The 18219-nt window shown below is 60.3% G+C and carries 14 protein-coding genes and 1 other RNA gene; 2 read left to right on the top strand and 13 right to left on the bottom strand.

Annotated features, from left to right (window positions below; genetic code table 11):
* The 10 genes from ACB039_RS07465 to ACB039_RS07420 all read right to left on the bottom strand — a co-directional run bounded on the left by ACB039_RS07465 (nt 1) and on the right by ACB039_RS07420 (nt 13659).
* Complete coding sequence (locus ACB039_RS07465) at nt 1–1539, bottom strand: hypothetical protein (RefSeq protein WP_371165413.1); 1539 nt, start codon at nt 1537–1539, stop codon at nt 1–3.
* A gap of 13 nt (nt 1540–1552) precedes the next feature.
* Entirely contained in the window at nt 1553–2812 is a 1260-nt protein-coding gene (locus ACB039_RS07460) for a restriction endonuclease subunit S (protein ID WP_371165412.1), read from the bottom strand.
* Nucleotides 2802–4325, bottom strand: coding sequence for a type I restriction-modification system subunit M (locus tag ACB039_RS07455; protein ID WP_371165411.1), 1524 nt, complete (start codon nt 4323–4325; stop codon nt 2802–2804). Before ACB039_RS07455 ends, ACB039_RS07460 begins: the two co-directional genes overlap by 11 nt.
* Nucleotides 4326–4338: 13 nt before the next feature.
* On the bottom strand, nt 4339–4953 hold the full coding sequence (locus ACB039_RS07450) for a restriction endonuclease subunit S (protein ID WP_371165410.1): 615 nt from the start codon (nt 4951–4953) through the stop codon (nt 4339–4341).
* A 335-nt stretch (nt 4954–5288) separates the two neighbouring features.
* Complete coding sequence (gene gcvP, locus ACB039_RS07445; RefSeq protein ID WP_371165409.1) at nt 5289–8165, bottom strand: aminomethyl-transferring glycine dehydrogenase; 2877 nt, start codon at nt 8163–8165, stop codon at nt 5289–5291.
* 219 nt (nt 8166–8384) lie between these two features.
* A complete protein-coding gene (gene gcvH / locus ACB039_RS07440; RefSeq protein WP_005329287.1) occupies nt 8385–8774 on the bottom strand; it encodes a glycine cleavage system protein GcvH in 390 nt (129 codons plus the stop codon).
* 78 nt (nt 8775–8852) lie between these two features.
* Nucleotides 8853–9950 carry a glycine cleavage system aminomethyltransferase GcvT gene (gcvT, locus tag ACB039_RS07435; protein ID WP_371165408.1) on the bottom strand — a complete coding sequence of 366 codons (1098 nt, stop codon included), beginning with the start codon at nt 9948–9950 and terminating at the stop codon, nt 8853–8855.
* 387 nt (nt 9951–10337) lie between these two features.
* Nucleotides 10338–11558 carry an FAD-dependent 2-octaprenylphenol hydroxylase gene (locus ACB039_RS07430; protein ID WP_371165407.1) on the bottom strand — a complete coding sequence of 407 codons (1221 nt, stop codon included), beginning with the start codon at nt 11556–11558 and terminating at the stop codon, nt 10338–10340.
* A 99-nt stretch (nt 11559–11657) separates the two neighbouring features.
* Nucleotides 11658–12881, bottom strand: coding sequence for a 2-octaprenyl-6-methoxyphenyl hydroxylase (gene ubiH, locus ACB039_RS07425; RefSeq protein ID WP_371165406.1), 1224 nt, complete (start codon nt 12879–12881; stop codon nt 11658–11660).
* Nucleotides 12882–13089: 208 nt separating this feature from the next.
* Nucleotides 13090–13659 (bottom strand): UPF0149 family protein, encoded by a 570-nt coding sequence (locus ACB039_RS07420; protein WP_005329276.1) that lies wholly within the window; start codon nt 13657–13659, stop codon nt 13090–13092.
* 173 nt (nt 13660–13832) lie between these two features.
* On the opposite strand from ACB039_RS07420, the gene zapA reads away from it, so the two are divergent.
* The gene (gene zapA, locus ACB039_RS07415) at nt 13833–14165 is read left to right on the top strand and encodes a cell division protein ZapA (RefSeq protein ID WP_041205956.1); all 333 of its coding nucleotides are present in this window, start codon (nt 13833–13835) and stop codon (nt 14163–14165) included.
* Nucleotides 14166–14181: 16 nt separating this feature from the next.
* Nucleotides 14182–14364: non-coding RNA, 6S RNA (ssrS, locus tag ACB039_RS07410), on the top strand.
* 133 nt (nt 14365–14497) lie between these two features.
* Here the strand turns inward: ssrS and emrD are convergent.
* From emrD to ACB039_RS07395, 3 genes are all read right to left on the bottom strand, one after another.
* Nucleotides 14498–15697, bottom strand: coding sequence for a multidrug efflux MFS transporter EmrD (gene emrD / locus ACB039_RS07405; RefSeq protein ID WP_371165405.1), 1200 nt, complete (start codon nt 15695–15697; stop codon nt 14498–14500).
* A 288-nt stretch (nt 15698–15985) separates the two neighbouring features.
* Nucleotides 15986–17416, bottom strand: coding sequence for an ABC transporter ATP-binding protein (locus ACB039_RS07400; protein WP_371165404.1), 1431 nt, complete (start codon nt 17414–17416; stop codon nt 15986–15988).
* Nucleotides 17413–18219, bottom strand: a complete 807-nt coding sequence (locus ACB039_RS07395; RefSeq protein WP_371165403.1) for an ABC transporter permease — start codon at nt 18217–18219, stop codon at nt 17413–17415. Before ACB039_RS07395 ends, ACB039_RS07400 begins: the two co-directional genes overlap by 4 nt.

Here is an 18219-nt window from a genome sequence, read left to right as displayed (position 1 = left end):
TTATTCCTCTTGCAGAGCAGCAAAGACTTGATCCAGCCAAAGATGACCATCTTGCAGCCTTGTTTGATCGTCTACGGGGATTACCGTTAGTAAGTGGCTAAATGTGTGGGAAATACGCAACTTGTTGCGTAGCCGCCGTTTTTGTTCCTCTGCTGTACCATCTCTGTTCCTTGCAATAAGGATCAATTTTCGCTCTCGGTTCTCGACCAGCTCGCGGAAAAGCCCATTTATATGGCTGTCGTCCTTATTAAATCCGAAGCCTACAACAACGATTGCATCAGATCCTGCATAAGCATCGAAGAGCCTGACGTACCGCCGTGACATGGCCACAGAGGTGAGTGGTTTAAGACCGCTTTGCGTCAGGATGAAAGGAACATGGATCTGACTGTTATCTACATCATCTGGGTTATCACAGGTAATGACAGCATTTTTATAAGGGTTGTAATAGTCATGCACACTGCCATTCAGATGAATTATTTCCGGCAGTGCTATGTCCATGCCACGGAAAACCTCGGCTAGCAGACTGTTGTAGTTGGCCGTACCAATGGCCGAGAATGTGAGAACTCCATCGAATGTAGCCAGGTCGTGGTAATAACCTTGAGCCGGGAGATCTTCTGCTGCTGGCGCTTGAGCACTAATGTAATCGCGGGCAATCTTGAGGAAAATAACCATGCGAGTGAACTTGGCCCACTCAGTGGATGGAGAAAATAGGTAGCGGAAATGATCATCTATCAGCTTCTGATAGTCGAGTACCGTCGTAAATAGGTTTTCCAGTACCTTTTGTGCTATTGCACAAAAGAGTGTTAGTGCTGTCGCCTCCTCGCCAATATCGAAATTTCGGTTCTCTTCCAGCAACAGTTCCAAAGCTGTTGAGCCAATGCGATTGAACTCCAAGCGGAACAGACCAGCAATGTCATCAAAGATGGGCAAATCATCCGGTGCCGCCTCAAACAGTTCTTGGTTCAGACGTTGCACAAGAGCTTGACCATGAGCCCCGACTAATAATTGTAAAAAGGATGAAACATACCTTTTCAAATCATCGTTGTGAGCTGATGCACGAACCACATCCAACATGGCTGAGTAATACTCAGATTCAAATAATCTTACATCTCTCGCCAATAATTCGTTAAGGCGAATATCGTGTGTGTATAAACGCTCACCTATGGTGGTGCCTGTCAGTTCTAAAAAAACCTGTTCTAGTGTTGCCTTATTGATACCCAAGGCCAAAATAGCATCATCACACTCTTGATCGAAACGATTTAGACGGCGAATTATTTCGTCCCGCTTGTATTCGATAGATGACTCGATAATGCTGGTAAACTCGTTACGTCCAAAAGCATAAATACTCTTGCCAACATATCCTTGTGGTAGCCAGTCATTGGCATAAGGTGAACGTGAATCCAATGTACGAAGCTGGTCACGTAGTTCGGTCTTATATTGACTTGGATCTTGACGAAAAAGGTCGATGGCAAATTTTCCACCACTAGGCAGACCGTATCCGATTTCTGCTCCAGCACCAAAAAAGAATCCCAGCTTCATACTTATCACCTATTTAGTTGATTTTAACTCTACGCTTACCGGTCAGCAGTTGCTGCATCAGGGCCTTTTTCTCCAGCTTTAAGGCATCGAGTTTTTGTTGCAGGGCTGCAATTTCTTGATCGGCAGTGGAAAGGATTGTGGCAATCTTTTTCTGTTCATTGATATTTGGCAACACAAGTTCAAGTTTCATTAACTGCTTTTTGGATAGGTTGTATCGCGTAGCTCCCTGACCAAGTACTGCAATCTCACTCCGGATATTTTCACTTCGAAGAAGATAGCGGGCGAATTCGGGCAGTAGTGACTTAAAATCAAATAGGCGGAACCCAAAGCAAAATGAGTTTAGGTATACCTCATCAGCCTGATCAAGCAACACAGAAGACATGCCAACTTCGTCTGGAGTTTCTGATGATGTAGTGAAGAAAATATCACCAAATTGAGTCAGTGATTGGGATTCGCCTTCTTTCACGTCAACTAGGTCTAGCGCTTCCAAATCAATGCGGCTGTTTTTAAATATATTGATATATGGAATATATTTTTTCCCAAAACCAAAATCATCTTTAGTCTTGCCAGTTAGCCCATTGAATGTGTTACCTAAATTTCCGAGCGTGCTTTTCTTCCACTCCCCACTAAACCTCACACCATTGTTATCCAGCAGGCGTTTTTTGCCGGTGAGTAGTTGCTGCATCAGCGCCTTTTTCTGCTGCTGGCTATTGGCTAGCAGTTGCTCGGTAGTGTTGATCGCCTTATCCCAAGTGGAAAGTATTTTGGCAATCCTATTTTGTTCATTAAGAGGTGGCAAGGCGATGGTAAAATCACCAACCTGTTTGAGGCTAAGGCTAGGTTGTGCCTGTGTAGATGCTTCTTGTTGTACTTGATCTTGGATATATTGAGACATAATCCAATAATGTAGATATCTTGAATTAACTTTTCCTTCATCAGCGCGAATGATAGCCACATTTTGATTTATATTCGCAGGAATTATCTCTTTGGAAACAAGGAAGTTGGACCCAATAGTATTCCCAACAATACAAATTATGCAGTCTTTGTCATTTAGCTTTGATCTTTTCAATAGTTCATCAGCTTCTTTTGATATCCACTTCTCTGAGTCTGATTTGAATTTTCCGTCGAAAGAGCAATTATAAGCACCGACGAATCGAATCGAGTTTTCCGACTGCTCTACGAACTCATGCCCATATGTCGTTGGCGTTGAACCTTTAGTAATTAATAGCGATATGCTACGCAGATCTTTAGTGACCCACTCCTTAGGCACCATAGCCGAGTTCCTCCAGATAGTTGGCCATCTCGGTTTCCAGCTCGGCCAGTTGGACTTTAAGCTGCTCCCGCTCGGCCCGCACCGCCAGCAGATCGATCTCCTCTTCCTCCTCGAAGGTATCCACATAGCGGGGGATATTGAGGTTGTAGTCGTTGTCCTTGATCTCTTGCAAGGAGGCGAGGTAGGCGTATTTATCCACATTGCCGCCATTGCGGTAGGTGGCTTTGATCTTGGCGATATTGTCGGGCGTCAGGATGTTCTGGTTTTTGCCTGCCTTACAGTCGCGGCTGGCATCGATAAACAGCACATTGTCGTCCACCTTCTCTTTCTTGAAGATCAAGATGGCGGCGGGAATGCCGGTGCCGTAGAACAGCTTCTCCGGCAGGCCGATCACCGCATCGAGCAGGTTTTCGTCGATCAGTTGCTGGCGGATCTTGCCCTCAGATGAGCCCCTAAACAACACGCCGTGGGGCACCACTACCCCCATACGACCCGTCTTGGGTTTGAGGGTCTCGATCATATGGAGGATAAAGGCGTAATCCCCCTTGGTCTTGGGCGGGATGCCGCGCTTGAAGCGACCGTATTTATCGTGCTCGGCTTCGTCATGGCCCCACTTGTCGAGCGAGAACGGCGGGTTGGCGGTGACTATATCGAAGCGCATCAGCTGGCCGTGTTGATCCAGCAGCTTGGGGTTGCGAATGGTGTCGCCCCACTCAATCTTGTGGTTGTCTTCCCCGTGCAGGAACATGTTCATCTTGGCCAGCGACCAGGTGGAACCGATGGCCTCCTGCCCATAGAGGGCGTAGTGCTTCTCGCCGTGGTTATCCACCACCTTGCGACCGCACTTCATCAACAGTGACCCAGAGCCACAAGCCGGATCGCAGATGGTATCGCCCAACTGCGGCTCCAGTAGTTCGGCAATCAGGTCGGACACCTCGGGCGGGGTATAGAACTCCCCCGCCTTCTGGCCGCCGCTGGCGGCGAAGTTCTTGATGAGATACTCGTAGGCGTTGCCGATCACATCCAGCGTGCCGACCCGGCTGGGTTTGAGGTTGAGCTCATCCTTGGCAAAGTCTTCCATCAGGTGGCGCAGTATGGTGTTCTTCTGCTTCTCTTCGCCGAGGCGGTCGGTGTTGAAGCTGATGTCCTGGAACACGCTCTTGCCCGCATCTTTAAGCTTGGTGCCGTTGGCCTCTTCGATGGCGTGCAGCGCCTGATCGATCCGCTCGCCGTTGCCCGGCTCATGGCGACGTGCATGGAGGGCGTAGAAACTGGCCTGTTTCGGCAGCACGAAGCGTTCGTTCTTGAGCATCTCTTCGATCAGCTCCGGCTCGTCGCCGTATTCGGCCTGATAGCCGTCGTAGTGATCCTGCCAGACATCGGAGATGTACTTGAGGAACAGCATGGTGAGGACGAAGTCCTTGTAAGTGTCTGGGCTGACAGTGCCCCGGAAGGTATCGCAGGCAGACCAGAGGGCCTTGTTGATATCTTCCTGGCTTATCGGGTTGGTCATGAGTCGTTATTCCTTAAGCTTGAGAATTGCCAGCGAGCCTGACTGCTGGCTGGTCGGGTTGTTCGAGAAGGCTGGCGGCGATGGCGTGCATCATCTGTTCGCCGTTGCGTTGCAGTTGCTGCATCAGGCGCCGCTCTTCGCGCAGGGTGTTGACCATGTTCATGATGGCCTGCTGCCTTGTCAGGGACGGAATACCGATGGGGGTCTCCTCCAGCACCTGACGGCGAATACTTTTGGACATGCTGCCTTCGGCGTGTAGCTCGAAGTAACGCTGACAGGGTATCTGGTTGAGCTGCCAAGCCAGGAATTCGGGACTGTGTGCTTCACTTTGCAGCCGAACCACATAGAAGTGCGGGGCAGCCACCGCAGGAAGCGGCGCATGGCGGATATCGACCAGCACGGCATAGTTGGTGCTGCCACGGGCGGCCACCAAGATATCGCCCGTTTGCAACCAGTCAGGTTCCTTCTTGCTCGTAGGCTCGGTGCGAAGGCAGGCAGACCAGTCAACTCCCGCTTCTGGCGAGGCGTCTCTCATCTGCACCACGGCCATACTGCCGGAGTCGAACTCCGGGATCTTGCCGCGAAAGGGGTGTCCAGCGCTGATTGTTGCAATTTGGTTTAAGTTCACAAAAAATCTCTTCATCGATAATGATGCATTATCAACAGTGTGTCGCATCTGACGCTGCTACGTCAATACTGTTTGACGATGTTTTTGCATCAACTCGAATGATGCTTTAATGCATTTATTGAGCGTCATTGGCGTGCTTCATTGTCAAACTGCACAATCTTGCTCAATTCGAAAAAGATCAAAACACAACCAATTTGTAATTTAATTACAAGATTACCGGGTGGAAAATAAAAAGACCCTGCATTTGCAGGGCCTTTGAGTTTCCAACTTAAATGGTCGGTTTCCAACTTCAATGTCACGGTTTCCAACTTAAATGGCCGTGATCAAGCACGCCTTTACTTGGCGTAATCCTCGGTCGGAACGCAGGAGCAGAACAGGTTGCGATCCCCGTAAACGTCGTCGATGCGGTTGACCGACGGCCACAGCTTGCTGGCGCGCACGGCGTCGGACGGGAAGGCCGCCTCAGCGCGGGTGTAACCTCGGCTCCACTGCTCGTCCATCACGTCATCCTGGGTGTGCGGTGCATTGACCAGGGGGTTGTCGGTCAGGCTCCAGTGGCCGTCCTGCACCCGGGCAATCTCGGCGCGGATGGCGGTCATGGCCTCGACGAAGCGATCCAGCTCGCGCTTGGATTCAGATTCGGTCGGCTCGACCATCAGGGTACCCGCTACCGGGAAGCTCATGGTCGGCGCGTGGAAGCCGTAGTCCATCAGGCGCTTGGCCACGTCCATCTCGCTGATGCCGGAGGCCTCTTTGAGCGGACGGATGTCCAGGATGCACTCGTGGGCCACCCGGCCGTTGCGTCCGGTGTAGAGCACGGGGAAGGACTCGCCGAGCTTCTTGGCCAGGTAGTTGGCGTTGAGGATGGCGACCTGAGTGGATTTCTTGAGCCCCTCGTCCCCCAGCATGGCGATGTACATCCAGCTGATGGGCAGTATGCTGGCCGAGCCGAACGGCGCGGCAGACACGGCGCCGTTGTCACGGCTCTCTTTCTCTGTCTTGACCACGGCGTGACCGGCCACGAAGGGCGCCAGGTGTTTCTTCACGCCGATGGGCCCCATGCCCGGGCCACCACCGCCATGAGGAATGGCGAAGGTCTTGTGCAGGTTGAGGTGAGAGACGTCAGCACCGATAAAGCCAGGCGCCGTCAGCCCGACCTGGGCGTTCATGTTGGCACCGTCCAGATAGACCTGACCGCCATACTGGTGAACGATGTCGCACACCTCCTTGATGGTCTCCTCGTACACCCCGTGGGTGGAGGGATAGGTCACCATCAGGCAGCTAAGCTTCTCCCCCACCTCGGCAGCCTTGGCGCGCAGATCGTCCAGATCCACGTTGCCGGACTTGTCGCAGGCGGTGACGATCACCTTGAGGCCCGCCATCTGGGCGGAGGCCGGGTTGGTGCCGTGGGCCGAGGCCGGGATCAGGCAGACGTCGCGATGCCCCTCGCCGCGGGACTCGTGGTACTTCTTGATGGCCAAGAGGCCCGCGTATTCCCCCTGAGCGCCGGAGTTCGGCTGCATGCAGACGGCGTCATAACCTGTCACCTTCACCAGCCAGTCTTCGAGATCTGCCAGCAGCAGCTGGTAACCCTGAGTCTGGGCCAGCGGGGCGAAGGGGTGCAGCTTGCCGAACTCGGGCCAGGTCACCGGGATCATCTCGGCGGTGGCGTTGAGCTTCATGGTGCAGGAGCCCAAAGAGATCATGGCGTAGTTCAGGGCCAGATCTTTCGCTTCGAGACGGTGGATGTAGCGCAGCATCTCGGTCTCGGAGTGGTACTTGTTGAACACCTCGTGGGTCAGCACGGCGTCGGTGCGCAGCAGATCCTGCGGGATGGCGTGGTGAGCCTGGGCCTTGGCATCCAGGGCCGCGACATCGAGCCCGTGGCCTTGGCCGAGGAACAGATCAAACAGCTCGGCCACGTCCTCGCGGGTGGTGGTCTCGGAGAGGGACACACCGACGGCGCCGTCCAGATCCGCACGCAGGTTGATGCCCAGCCCTTCGGCCTTGGCGACCAGCGCTGATTTGCCTGCGGTCAGCACGGTGAGGGTGTCGAACCAGCTATCGTGCTTGAGGGTCACGCCCTTGGCCTTGAGGCCGAGCGCCAGGATGCTGGTCAGGCGATGGACGCGGGAGGCGATGGTCTTGAGCCCCACCGGGCCGTGGTAGACGGCGTAGAAGCTCGCCATGTTGGCCAGCAGCACCTGGGCGGTACAGATGTTGGAGTTCGCCTTCTCGCGGCGGATGTGCTGCTCGCGGGTCTGCATCGCCATGCGCAGGGCATTCTTGCCACGGGTATCCTTGGAGACGCCGATGATGCGGCCCGGCATGGAGCGCTTGTAGGCATCGCGGGTGGCGAAGAAGGCCGCGTGGGGGCCACCGTAACCCATGGGCACGCCGAAGCGCTGGGCAGAGCCAAACACCACGTCGGCCCCCAGTTCACCCGGGGATTTGAGCAGCAGCAGGGAGAGCATGTCGGTCCCGACGCAGGCCAGCCCCTTCTGGGCCTGGACCGCAGCGATCAGGGAACGCAGATCGGTCACGTTGCCGGTGGTGCCCGGGTACTGGAACATGGCACCGAACACCTCTTCGCTCACCGCGTCAGAGGCGGGGCCCACGGCCACGTCGAAACCAAAGTGCACCGCGCGCTCCTTGACCACGTCGATCACCTGGGGGTGAACGTCGTCGGCCACGAAGAAGAGGTTGGACTTGGACTTGGCCATGCGCTTGGCCAGCGCCATGGCTTCGGCGGCGGCGGTCGCTTCATCGAGCAGGGAGGCGCTTGCCAGATCCATGCCCGTGAGATCCAACGTCAGCTGCTGGAAGTTCAGCAGAGCTTCGAGGCGGCCCTGGGCCAGCTCCGGCTGATAGGGGGTATAGGCGGTATACCAGCCCGGGTTTTCCAAGACGTTGCGCAAGATGACGTGGGGCACGTGGGTGTCGTGATAGCCCATGCCGATGTAGCTCTTGGCGACCTGGTTCTTGGCCGCATAGCCCTTGAGCTTGGCCAGGGCTTCCACTTCGGTCATGGGGGCGCCGATGCCGAGCGGGCCCGGGCGACGGATGGCGGCGGGGACAGTCTGCTCAATCAGATCGTCCAGGCTCTCGGCCCCCACGGTGGCGAGCAGGGCCCGCACTTCTTCCTCACCCGGGCCGATGTGACGGCGGATGAAATCGGTTTTTTGCTCGAGTTCAAACAGTGACTGGGTCATTTCCCTATTCCTGGTATTAAGTCCTGATAACCAAGACCTGATGTTCCTGATAGCCGGCGAATACCGGCTCCACTCATGTTCTGTGTCCGCTGCAGGCAGACGGGGAATGCGGCAAGGGCATCCCGAAGGCGCAAAGGCTGCGCCCTTCCTGCAACCGCCATGGCCGCAGGATGGCAGTCATACAAGAGGGCCCTGCTGTGTTGGCAGGGCCCGGGGGCATTACTCTTCGTCCACCACGTTCTGGTAGCCTTCGGCATCCAGCAGGTTGGCGAGCTCGCCCGCATCGTCCAGCTTGATGCGGAACAGCCAGCCGGCACCGTAGGGGTCGGAGTTGACCAGCTCGGGGCTGCCTTCCAGCTCTTCGTTGATGGCCAGGATCTCGCCGCTCACCGGGCTGTAGATGTCGGAGGCGGCCTTGACCGACTCGGCCACGGCGCAATCTTCGCCGGCGCTCACTTGTTTGCCCACTTCCGGCAGGTCGACGAACACCATGTCTCCCAGCAGATCCTGGGCGTGCTCGGTGATGCCGACCACGGCTTCGCCGTTGGCTTCAACACGGACCCACTCGTGGGAGGTGGCATATTTCAGTTCGCTCGGGATATGGCTCATTTGTGCTTCCTTTATGCTCTTGGATCGCTTCAACAAAAATGGGTCGGCGAAGGGGCTCCCCTTCGCCGCAATCAATCATTACACCAGGGGCTGGCCGTTGCGCACGAAGGCCGGCTTGGTGACCTTCACGGTGACCAGCTTCTTGCGGATCTCGACCTGGGCTTCAGGTCCGATGTCACGGGGTACCCGCGCCAGAGCGATGCTGCAACCCAGAGTCGGCGAGAAGGAGCCGGAGGTGATCACCCCTTCGCGCTGCTCACCGCTCTCGCTGGTGAAGGTAACCGGCATGCCGGCACGCAGCACCCCTTTCTCTTCCATCACCAGACCCACCAGCTTGGGTTGGGTGCCGGCGGCCTTCTGGGCTTCCAGGGCGGCGCGACCGATAAACTGGCGATCGCTGGGCTCCCAGGCCAGAGTCCAGGCCATGTTGGCGGCCAGGGGCGAGATTGACTCGTCCATGTCCTGACCGTAGAGGTTCATGCCCGCTTCCAGGCGCAGGGTGTCACGGGCACCGAGGCCGCAAGGGGCCACGCCGTTGTCCAGCAGGGACTGCCACAGGGCGCAGGCCTGGGGCTCGGGCACCACGATTTCATAACCGTCTTCGCCGGTGTAGCCAGTGGTGGCGATGAAGAGATCCCCGGCCTGCACGCCGAAGAAGGGCTTCATGCCCTCGACCGCTGCATTTTGCTCAGGGGTGAACACCTTGGCCGCCTTGGCCTTGGCGTGGGGCCCCTGCACCGCGATCATGGCAAGCTCCGGGCGCTCGGTCACGCTCACAGAGAAGTCGATGGCGTGATGGCGGATCCAGGCCAGATCCTTCTCGCGGGTGGCGGAGTTCACCACCAGGCGGTAGAAGGTATCGGTCAGGTAATAGGTAATGAGGTCGTCGATGACGCCGCCTTCCGGGTTCAGCATGCCGCTGTAGAGGGCCTTGCCGGGGACGGTGAGCTTGGCCACGTCGTTGGCCAGCAGGTGTTGCAGGAAGGCTTTGACTCGCTCGCCGGTCAAATCGACGATGGTCATGTGGGAGACATCGAACATGCCCGCATCGCTGCGCACCGCGTGGTGCTCTTCCAGCTGGGAGCCGTAGTTGATGGGCATTTCCCAACCGTGGAAGTCCACCATCTTGGCGCCAGCTTCCAGGTGTTTGGGATGCAGTACAGTAGTCTGGATCATCGCTGTGTTTCCTTAAGCGTTCGCGACAACGCTCGCAATCCGCTCCGGCTCCCTTGCACAGCGGGAGGGCGAACCGCAAGGTCTGTGCTCGTTCCCACCCGTGGGGCAGGAGTGATTCCTTGAACGGAGCGGATTATATGACAAGAGCGCCGGTGTGCCGCTCAAAAAAAACTAATCCCGCCCCGACAAACTGACACCAGACACTAAGACAAAAACAGTGATAAAAACAGTACAAACCCGGGATGTGCGAGATTTAATGTTGATTTTTACCGTTACGTCACAATTTACAGAAAAACGTTTCGCTTCCCGCCAACATTAAAGGCTGACACCCCGGAGGGGCATTCAGCCTTGTCAGATTAGTTTTATTGTTAAAACTAGCGAGTAAGATTAGATTTTTTCACCCTTGGCAAGGGCAGGCAGCTCACCGTCCAGCCCCATGGCGACCCGGATCACGCTTTGCTTGAGCGGCGCCAGGCCATCGACGACCCGCAATCCCACCCCGCGCACCAGCTTCTTGAGGGGGTGGTTACCACCAAATAGTCGCTTGAGCCCTTCCATCGCCGCCAGCATGCGGGCGGCCTCGCTCTTGCGCCAGCGCTCATAGCCGCGCAGGTTGGCCAGCAGGCCGATATCCGCCCCTGCGTTCTGGCTCTTGAGGAGCTGTTCGGCCAGGGCCGCCGCATCCAGCAGGCCGAGATTGACCCCCTGCCCCGCCAGCGGGTGTATGGTGTGGGCCGCGTCCCCCACCAGCACCAGCCGCTCGCGGGCAAAGTCCCGGGCGTAGCGGGCGGTGAGCGGAATGGCGCTGCGGGCCCCCTCCACCTTGCACAGCCCCAGCCGTCCATCAAAGGCGGTGGTGAGTTGGCGATTGAAGCCTTCGTCATCCAGGGCGCACAGTGCCTCGGCCCGCGTGGCGGGCACCGACCAGACGATGGAGCAGAGGTTGGGCTCCCACAGGGGCAGGAAGGCGAGCGGGCCTTCGGGGGTGAAGATCTGGCGGGCCACCGCCTCGTGGGGCTCGGCACTGCGCACCGTCGCCACTAGGGCGTGGTGGCCATAATCCCAGCTGGTGAGCGGGATGTCCGCCTGGCGGCGCACCCAGGAGTGGGCCCCGTCGGCGGCCACCACTACCTTGGCCGAGAGGGCACGGCCATCCTCCACCAGCAACAGGGCGCCCGCATCGCTCACTTGCAGGCTCTGGGCCCGGGCCGGGGTGAGCAGGCTGATGTTGTTCGCTCCCGCGATGGCATCGAGCAGCGCCAGCTGGATGACCCGGTTCTCGACGATGTGGCCGAGCGCCGGTTGGCGCAGGCTGGCGGCATCAAAGCCGATATGACCGAAGCTGTCCTGCTCCCACACCGCCATGCTGTCGTAGGCTTGCAGGCGCCGCGCCACTATGCCGTCCCAGGCGCCGACCCCCTGCAAGATGCGCTGACTGGCGAGGCTCAGGGCGCTGACCCTGTTGTCCGGTGCCTCCCCGAGTTGGGTGTCGGGCAGCTGCCCCTCGACGATGGCGATCGTGAGCGCACTGTTCTTGAGGGCGGCGGCGAGCCCCAGGCCCACCATACCGCCCCCCACGATCACCACATCCACATTTTGCATCTGCATCATCTCTATCCTTTCGTGGCTGATCGCCAGGATCAGCAGGGGGACGCCCGCTGGCATCCCCTCATCAAGTTGTTCGGTGTGGCCTCTTCTCGGCACACCTCATTCACGGCACAGGTCGGCGACAAACCCCAGAGTGCGGGAGGCGAGCGGCGCCTGCAGCCAGGGCAGTCGCCCCATCAGGGAGAGCGCCAGATTGCGACCGGCCACCAGGGGGGCATGGCCGTTGGAGAAGAGCTGGGCCAGGGAGGAGGTGAGCCAGATGGTCTGCTCCTGATCCCCCTTGCGCCGCTGCCAGTAAGCGCTCAGCACCTCGAAACTGCCGATGTCCTCCCCGGCCGCGAGGGCCCGGGCCACTGCCTGGGTGAGCAAGTCCAGGTCGCGCATGCCGAGATTGAAGCCCTGGCCGGCGATGGGGTGCAACAGGTGTGCTGCATTGCCCACCAGCACGGTGCGCTGGGCCAGGGGATAGTCGGCCACTGTCAGCACCAGGGGGTAGAGGTGGCGCGCCCCTGTGCGCACGAAGCGCCCGAGCCGCCAGCCAAAGGCCTGCTGCAGGCGGGCCAGGAAGGCGGCATCATCCAGCGCCATCAGGGCCTGCGCCTCGTCCCGCGGGACGCTCCACACCAGGGAGGAGAGCCCCTCCTGCATGGGCAGCAGCGCCAGCGGCCCCCCTTCGGTGAAGCGCTCGAAGGCCAGACCGGCGGGATCCTCGGCGGTCTTGACCGTGGCGATGATGGCACTCTGTTCATAGTCATGGCGACTGACCGGCAGCTTGAAGTGCTGGCGCACGAAGGAGTTGCCCCCATCGGCCGCCACCAGCAGCCGGGTCTGGTAGCGCTCGCCGCTGACAAGCGTCAGCGTCACCCCCTCCTCCAGCGGTGCTATGGTGGAGAGCTGGGCCGGACAGCACAGCCTGATGTTCGCGGTGGCGTCCATCCCCTGCTGCAGCGCTATGCCGGCGGCGGAGAGTTCGATCACCTGGCCGAGGGCGGGCAGACCAAACTGCGCCGCAGTGAGCCGGGTCTGGCCACAGTGGCCCCGATCCGAGACATGGATATGGGTGATGGGGGCACAGTGAGGAGCGAAGCGGGACCAGAGCCCGTGACGGGTAAGCGCCTCGCAGGTGCCGGCGGAGAGCGCGATGGCGCGGGCATCGAAGCCGGGGTGGGCATTGAGTTCGGGGGCGCTCGCCTCCAGCAGCAGGATCTGCAGGGGGGCACCGCTCGGCCCTTTCAGGGCGGCGAGGGAGAGGGCCAGCACGGCGCCGCTCATACCACCGCCGACGATAGCCACGTCGACGTGAACCGGATCAGAATGAGACATGAGAAGAGGGCATAGGCTAAAAACGTGGGCCAATGTTATCACAAAGGCGGGGGGCGGGATGCGAGGCCACGGGCAAAAAACCGATTTGGCACCGACAGTTGGCTCGCCAGAGCCCGCCCGGCACTCCCCTCCTCCGCGCAGAACCATCACGGAAAAAGAGCGCCATCAGGCGCTCTTTTCTATCTCCGTTCGGGCACTCTTGCGGGATTCAGTGCAGGGTCGGCGGGGTGCTCGGGGCATCCGGGCGCTTGCCGAACTCCTCGAACGCCATCATGACCCCGAGGCGCACGTGTTCGTAGAGCACCAGGAAGGAGGCTTCGTTCTCGTCATCCTCCTGATCGAACTCCGCAGAGACCTGGGTGATGCTGGCGATGTCCTGGATCATCTCCTGCAGCTCCTCGGAAGCCCTGGAGAGCTCCTGCTGCACCACACCGAAACCGGCAAGGAAGGCCTGGGACCAGTCCACCAGGGCATCGATGCGCTCGTCGAGCGGCGCCTCATCACTTGGCAACAGCAGCTCGACCCCTTTTTGTGCCATCAGGCTCTCGATGACGCCCTGATAGAGGTCGGTCATCACCTGGCGCACCGGCGCCGGCAAGCCGAAACCATCGTTGATCAGATCGTTGAAAGGAGGCAGCCAGCTCTTGTCGTCCAGTACCACGCCACCGCACACCAGGCCGCAGATCACGCCATGGGCCTCGACAGCCGTCGCCATCAGCTCGTGCTGCTCCATCAGGTCGGCCACGGCCGCGTATTTCAGGGGGTTCGTTTTACTCATCGAAGATCCGCTCAAAGTTCAGGCAAATATGCAAAAATTATGGCCGAGATCCTAGCATTCTCCCCCTCCCAGAGCCAGCAAGGCCTTGAAACTTCTGCATCTGCGCTATATAGTCCCGCCCAGTTGTCCACGTGGATAAAAGCGGGAATCAGCCCCGCCGTATTGAGGAAGGCATGAGCATAGAGGCCGTAGAAATCGTCATTTTGGGACGTCCCTACAAGGTATCCTGTCCCTTGGGACAACAGGATGCCCTGCGCCAGGCCGCCGACCAGCTGAGTGACAAGCTTATCGAGCTGCGTCAACGCTCCAAGGTCTCCAGCAATGAACAGCTTGCCATCATGGCCGCGCTCAACTTCTGTCATGAGCTCTGCCTTGAAAAAGAGAAGAACCACCAATACTCTGAGACCATGGACAAGCGGATCAAGATGCTGCAGCGCACCATAGAAGCGGCCTTGATCGAGCACGGTCAATATGGTGATTCCAGCGAAGAGGGCCGTCAGCCCTAAGCGCGACCCGTTTTAAAATTCCCTGGGGTGTGCGTCAGCCGGTTCAAGTCCCCGAGCCGATAATCATACCCAACAGGAGTTCTATCTTCTGACTATTGCGCATGCTCGGCCCGACCGAGAAGCCTGCGGCCAGTTTAGAACTCCGCCTTGAACTCACGGTTCAAGGGCCCAAACCGGCAACGGCATCTCCGGGGTACCTAACACAAGAGCCCGTCATTGATATGACGGGCTCTTTCTTTTTCTGCGTGCAGCCCAGGGGCCCATCGTCCATGAACCAAGCGCAATAAAAAGCCCGCCGACGAGGGCGGGCTCTGTACCTGACCTGGATGCACTCAGACGGCCATCTGCTCGTGGGGGGAGCCATGGTGGCGCAGCCAGAGGAAGCTCAAAGCCACGATCAGCACCATCACCACCATGATGGCCCCCAGGGTCAGCTGCCCTTCCATCGGGAAGCTGGCAGCCAGCAGGGTGACCACTCCGGCCCCCAGGTTCTGCATGCCACCCAGGATGGCCCCGGCTGTGCCCGCCTGACCCGGGAAGGGCTCGATGGCGCAGGAGGTGGCGGTCGGATAGAGGATGCCGCTGCCGATAAAGTAGACCGCCGCGCCGCCCACCAGGGAGGCCGCACTCACCACCCCGAACAGGCCGGGCACCAGTATGATGAGGGCTCCCAGCCCCAGGAAGGCGATGCCAAGGCGCATCAGCTTGCCCTGACTCAGCCGGAAGCTCAAGCGGGCGGAGAGCCAGGCGCCGAACAGGTAGCCGGGCAGCGGCAGCACGAACAGCACGCTCACTGTGCGGGCACTCAGCTTGAGCACGTCGCCGAGCAGTACCCCGGCCGCCGCCTCGAATACCGCGAGTCCGGCGAAGGTCGCCATCAGGCAGAGCAGGTTGCCCTGAAAGCGCGGATTGCCGAGCACGTGGCGGTAGGCGGCGCCGACCCGCAGCGGCTGTTGGCGAGCCGCCTCGGGCAGGGTCTCGCCAAACCAGGCCAGCAGGGCCAAAGTGGTCAGGGCGCCGAAGCCGAACAGGAACCAGTAACCGGCACGCCAGTTGAACAGCTCGGTCAGCCAGCCCCCCAGCACGGGGGCCAGCAATGGGGAGAAGATCACCCCCATGCTCACCAGGCTGTTGGCGCGGTTGAGCTCGGCGCCGCTGTAGCGATCCCGCATCACGGTCCGGCTCATGGCGCCACCGGCTCCCGTGCCCAGCCCCTGGATGAAGCTGCCGGCCAGCAGGGCGGCAAAGTGCGGGATCAGCTGAATGGTCAGGGTACCCACCAGAAACACCATCATGCCGATGAGCAGCACGGGGCGGCGGCCGATGCGATCAGACAGCGGACCGTAGACGAACTGGGAGAGGCCGTACGGGATCAGGTAGCAGGCCATCACCGCCTGCAACTGGCCGGAGGCCACATGAAAGTCCCCCGCCATCATGGGAATGGAGGGCACATAGAGGGTCTGGGTCATCTGGCCCACGGCGACCATCAGAATGGTCAGGAAAAACAGCGGATAAAAACTGTGCCGATACATATCTCAGTCCCGAAAAATCATCGAAAAGCTGCCCGCCTCTGGCAGAAAACCGCAGAGGGGATCCAATAAACAGGGTCGATCAAAGGTGAAACGCAAGGCGGAGGACCCGCACCCGCCAGGAGCAGGACGCTCTTTGGCTTGCGGTGATCTTAGTGATTCATGTCACAAAAAACGAACGAATCTTTATAATCTGCTTTCCCAAGTTTTTCTAATGTGACGGGGCCAGCGGCCCCGTCGAACTGACATCGAAAGGGAACGGGGCGCCTATGCTTCGGCGTCTCGCTCCCCCTAGCCCACTCGCCTCAACTCGGCTGGCGCCAGCCCCTGCTCGGGTGTGCCAGCCGCCCCCAGTCGCAGGCAGCGGCTGGCGACCTTGCCTGCCAGCGCCTCGTCATGGGTCACCAGCAGCAGGGCGCATCCTATCTCCCCCAGCGCCCCTAGCAGGCAGGCGATGGTCTGCTGCTGGCTAAGGGGATCGAGCCGGGAGCTGGGCTCATCGGCAAACAACAGCACGGGGCGCAGCAGCAGGGCCCGGATCAGCGACAGCCGTTGCAGCTCTCCCCCCGACACCTGGCTCGGCAGCCGGCTCAGCAGCCGCTCATCGAGGCCTAGCCTCGCCAGATAGTCGATGAGGGGCTGGCGGGGCAGCCTGTGCAGACGCAGCAGATCGTCAAACTGGGTGGCGAGGCGCACCCGGCTGGCGAAGGCCTGCACCGGATCCTGATAGAGCTTCTGCCAGCGGTGGGGGGCTATGCCCCCCTGGCGCAGCACCCGCCCCCGCAGCGGGCGCTGCAACCCCAGCAGCACATTGCCGAGGGTGCTCTTGCCCGCACCGCTTGGCGCCATGATGGCGAGCCGCTCCCCTCGGGCCAGTGGCAGATCCAGCCCCTCGAACAGGGTCTGTTCCCCGTAGCCCATGGCGAGCCCCTCCCCCCTGAGCAGCCAGTCGCCGGTCGGGGGATTCACGGCCTCGGGCCAGGCGGACGGCTCTGCCGCCAGCAGGGCGCGGCTGTAGGCATGGGAAGGGGTGTGCAGCACCTGCTCGGCGGGCCCCTGCTCCACTATCTCGCCCCCCTTGACCACCAGCACCCAGCCCCCCAGCGCCCGGGCCAGGGCCAGATCGTGGGTGATGGTCAGCAGGTGGCGCCCCTCGGTCAGATAGCCCTGCAGCAATGTCTGCAGCCTGGCGCTGGCCCGGCTGTCGAGCCCCTTGGTGGGTTCGTCGGCGATGAGCAAACGGGCCTGTCCCAGGGTGGCGGCAGCAAAGGCGGCGCGCTGGGCCATGCCCCCGGAGAGCTGGTGCGGGAAGTGGCGCTCCCGCCCGGCGAGCCCGAGCCGCTCGAGGGCGTCCCGCGCCCGCGAGCGCGCCTCCTTGCCCCCCGCCAGCCAGCCCTCCTCCACCTGGGACAGCAACCCCATGGTGGGATCCAGCGCCAGCACCGGCTCCTGGGGCAGCATGGCCAGCTCCCGCCCCCAGAGGGCGCGCAGGGCCTGGGGGGCCGCCAGGCTGTGGCGCCGGCCGCCCATCACCAACTCACCCCGGCCGTGCAGGGGGGCAGGCAGGGTCCCCATCAGGGCATGGGCCAGCAGGGATTTGCCCGAGCCGCTCTCCCCTATCAGGGTCAAGGCGGAGCCGGGGAGCAGGGTGAGATCCAGCGCCTGCAACAGGGTCTGCCGGCCGTCATCCACCTGCAGGCCCTTGATATGAATGGTCGTCATGGGGTGACTCCTTGTGCGGGTCCAGGATGATATGTGCCCTTCTGATTGAGCAGCACCAGGGCCAGCAGCATCATTCCCATCACCAAGATGGGAGCCAGCAGCAGGCGGGGCGCCTCCTGATAGTGGGGCAGCGCCTCCGTCATCATCAGGCCGAGCTCCGGGGTGGGCGGCTGGATGCCCACCCCGGCGAAGCCCAGGGTCGAGAGGGTCAGGATGGCCCCGGCGAGGCCAAAGGCCATCATGGTCAGCAGCTGGGGGGCCAGCTCGGGCCAGAGGTGGCGACGCACTATGTGGGCGTTGCCAAAGCCCAACAGCCGGGACGCCTCCACCTGGGGCGAGGCGAGCAGCGCCCGGCTGCGGGCCCGCACCACCCGGTAGTACTCCACCCACTGGGCCATGGCCAGCCCGAGATAGAGGATGGTGAAGCCCCCCTGGGCCATGGCGGAGAAGAGCAGCACCAACAGCAGGCTCGGCAGGGCCAGCACGCCGTCGGCCAGGCTGCGCAGCAGGCCGTCGACCCAGCCACCGCGCCAGGCTGAGAGCCAGCCCAACAGCGATCCCAGCAGGGCTGCGGTGATGACGCACAGCATCCCCAGCAGCAGGGAGAGCCGGGTCGCCGCCGCGAGCCGCGCCATCAGGCTGCGGCCCATCTGATCCCGCCCGAACGGCTCCTGCCAGGAAGGCTCGGCCAGGAACTGCACCAGATCCTGGGCGGCGGGATCGGGCCAGAGCATTGGGCCCAGCAGGGCAAACAGCACCACCAGCAGGAGCAGGCTTGCTCCCGCCTTGACAGAGAAAGACAT

It is taken from the genome of Aeromonas sp. S2(2024), assembly GCF_041402505.1.
Classification (GTDB): Bacteria; Pseudomonadota; Gammaproteobacteria; order Enterobacterales; family Aeromonadaceae; genus Aeromonas; species Aeromonas media.
The sequence above is the reverse complement of the archived record's forward strand: the minus strand, read 5'-3'. Positions and strand labels throughout refer to the sequence as shown.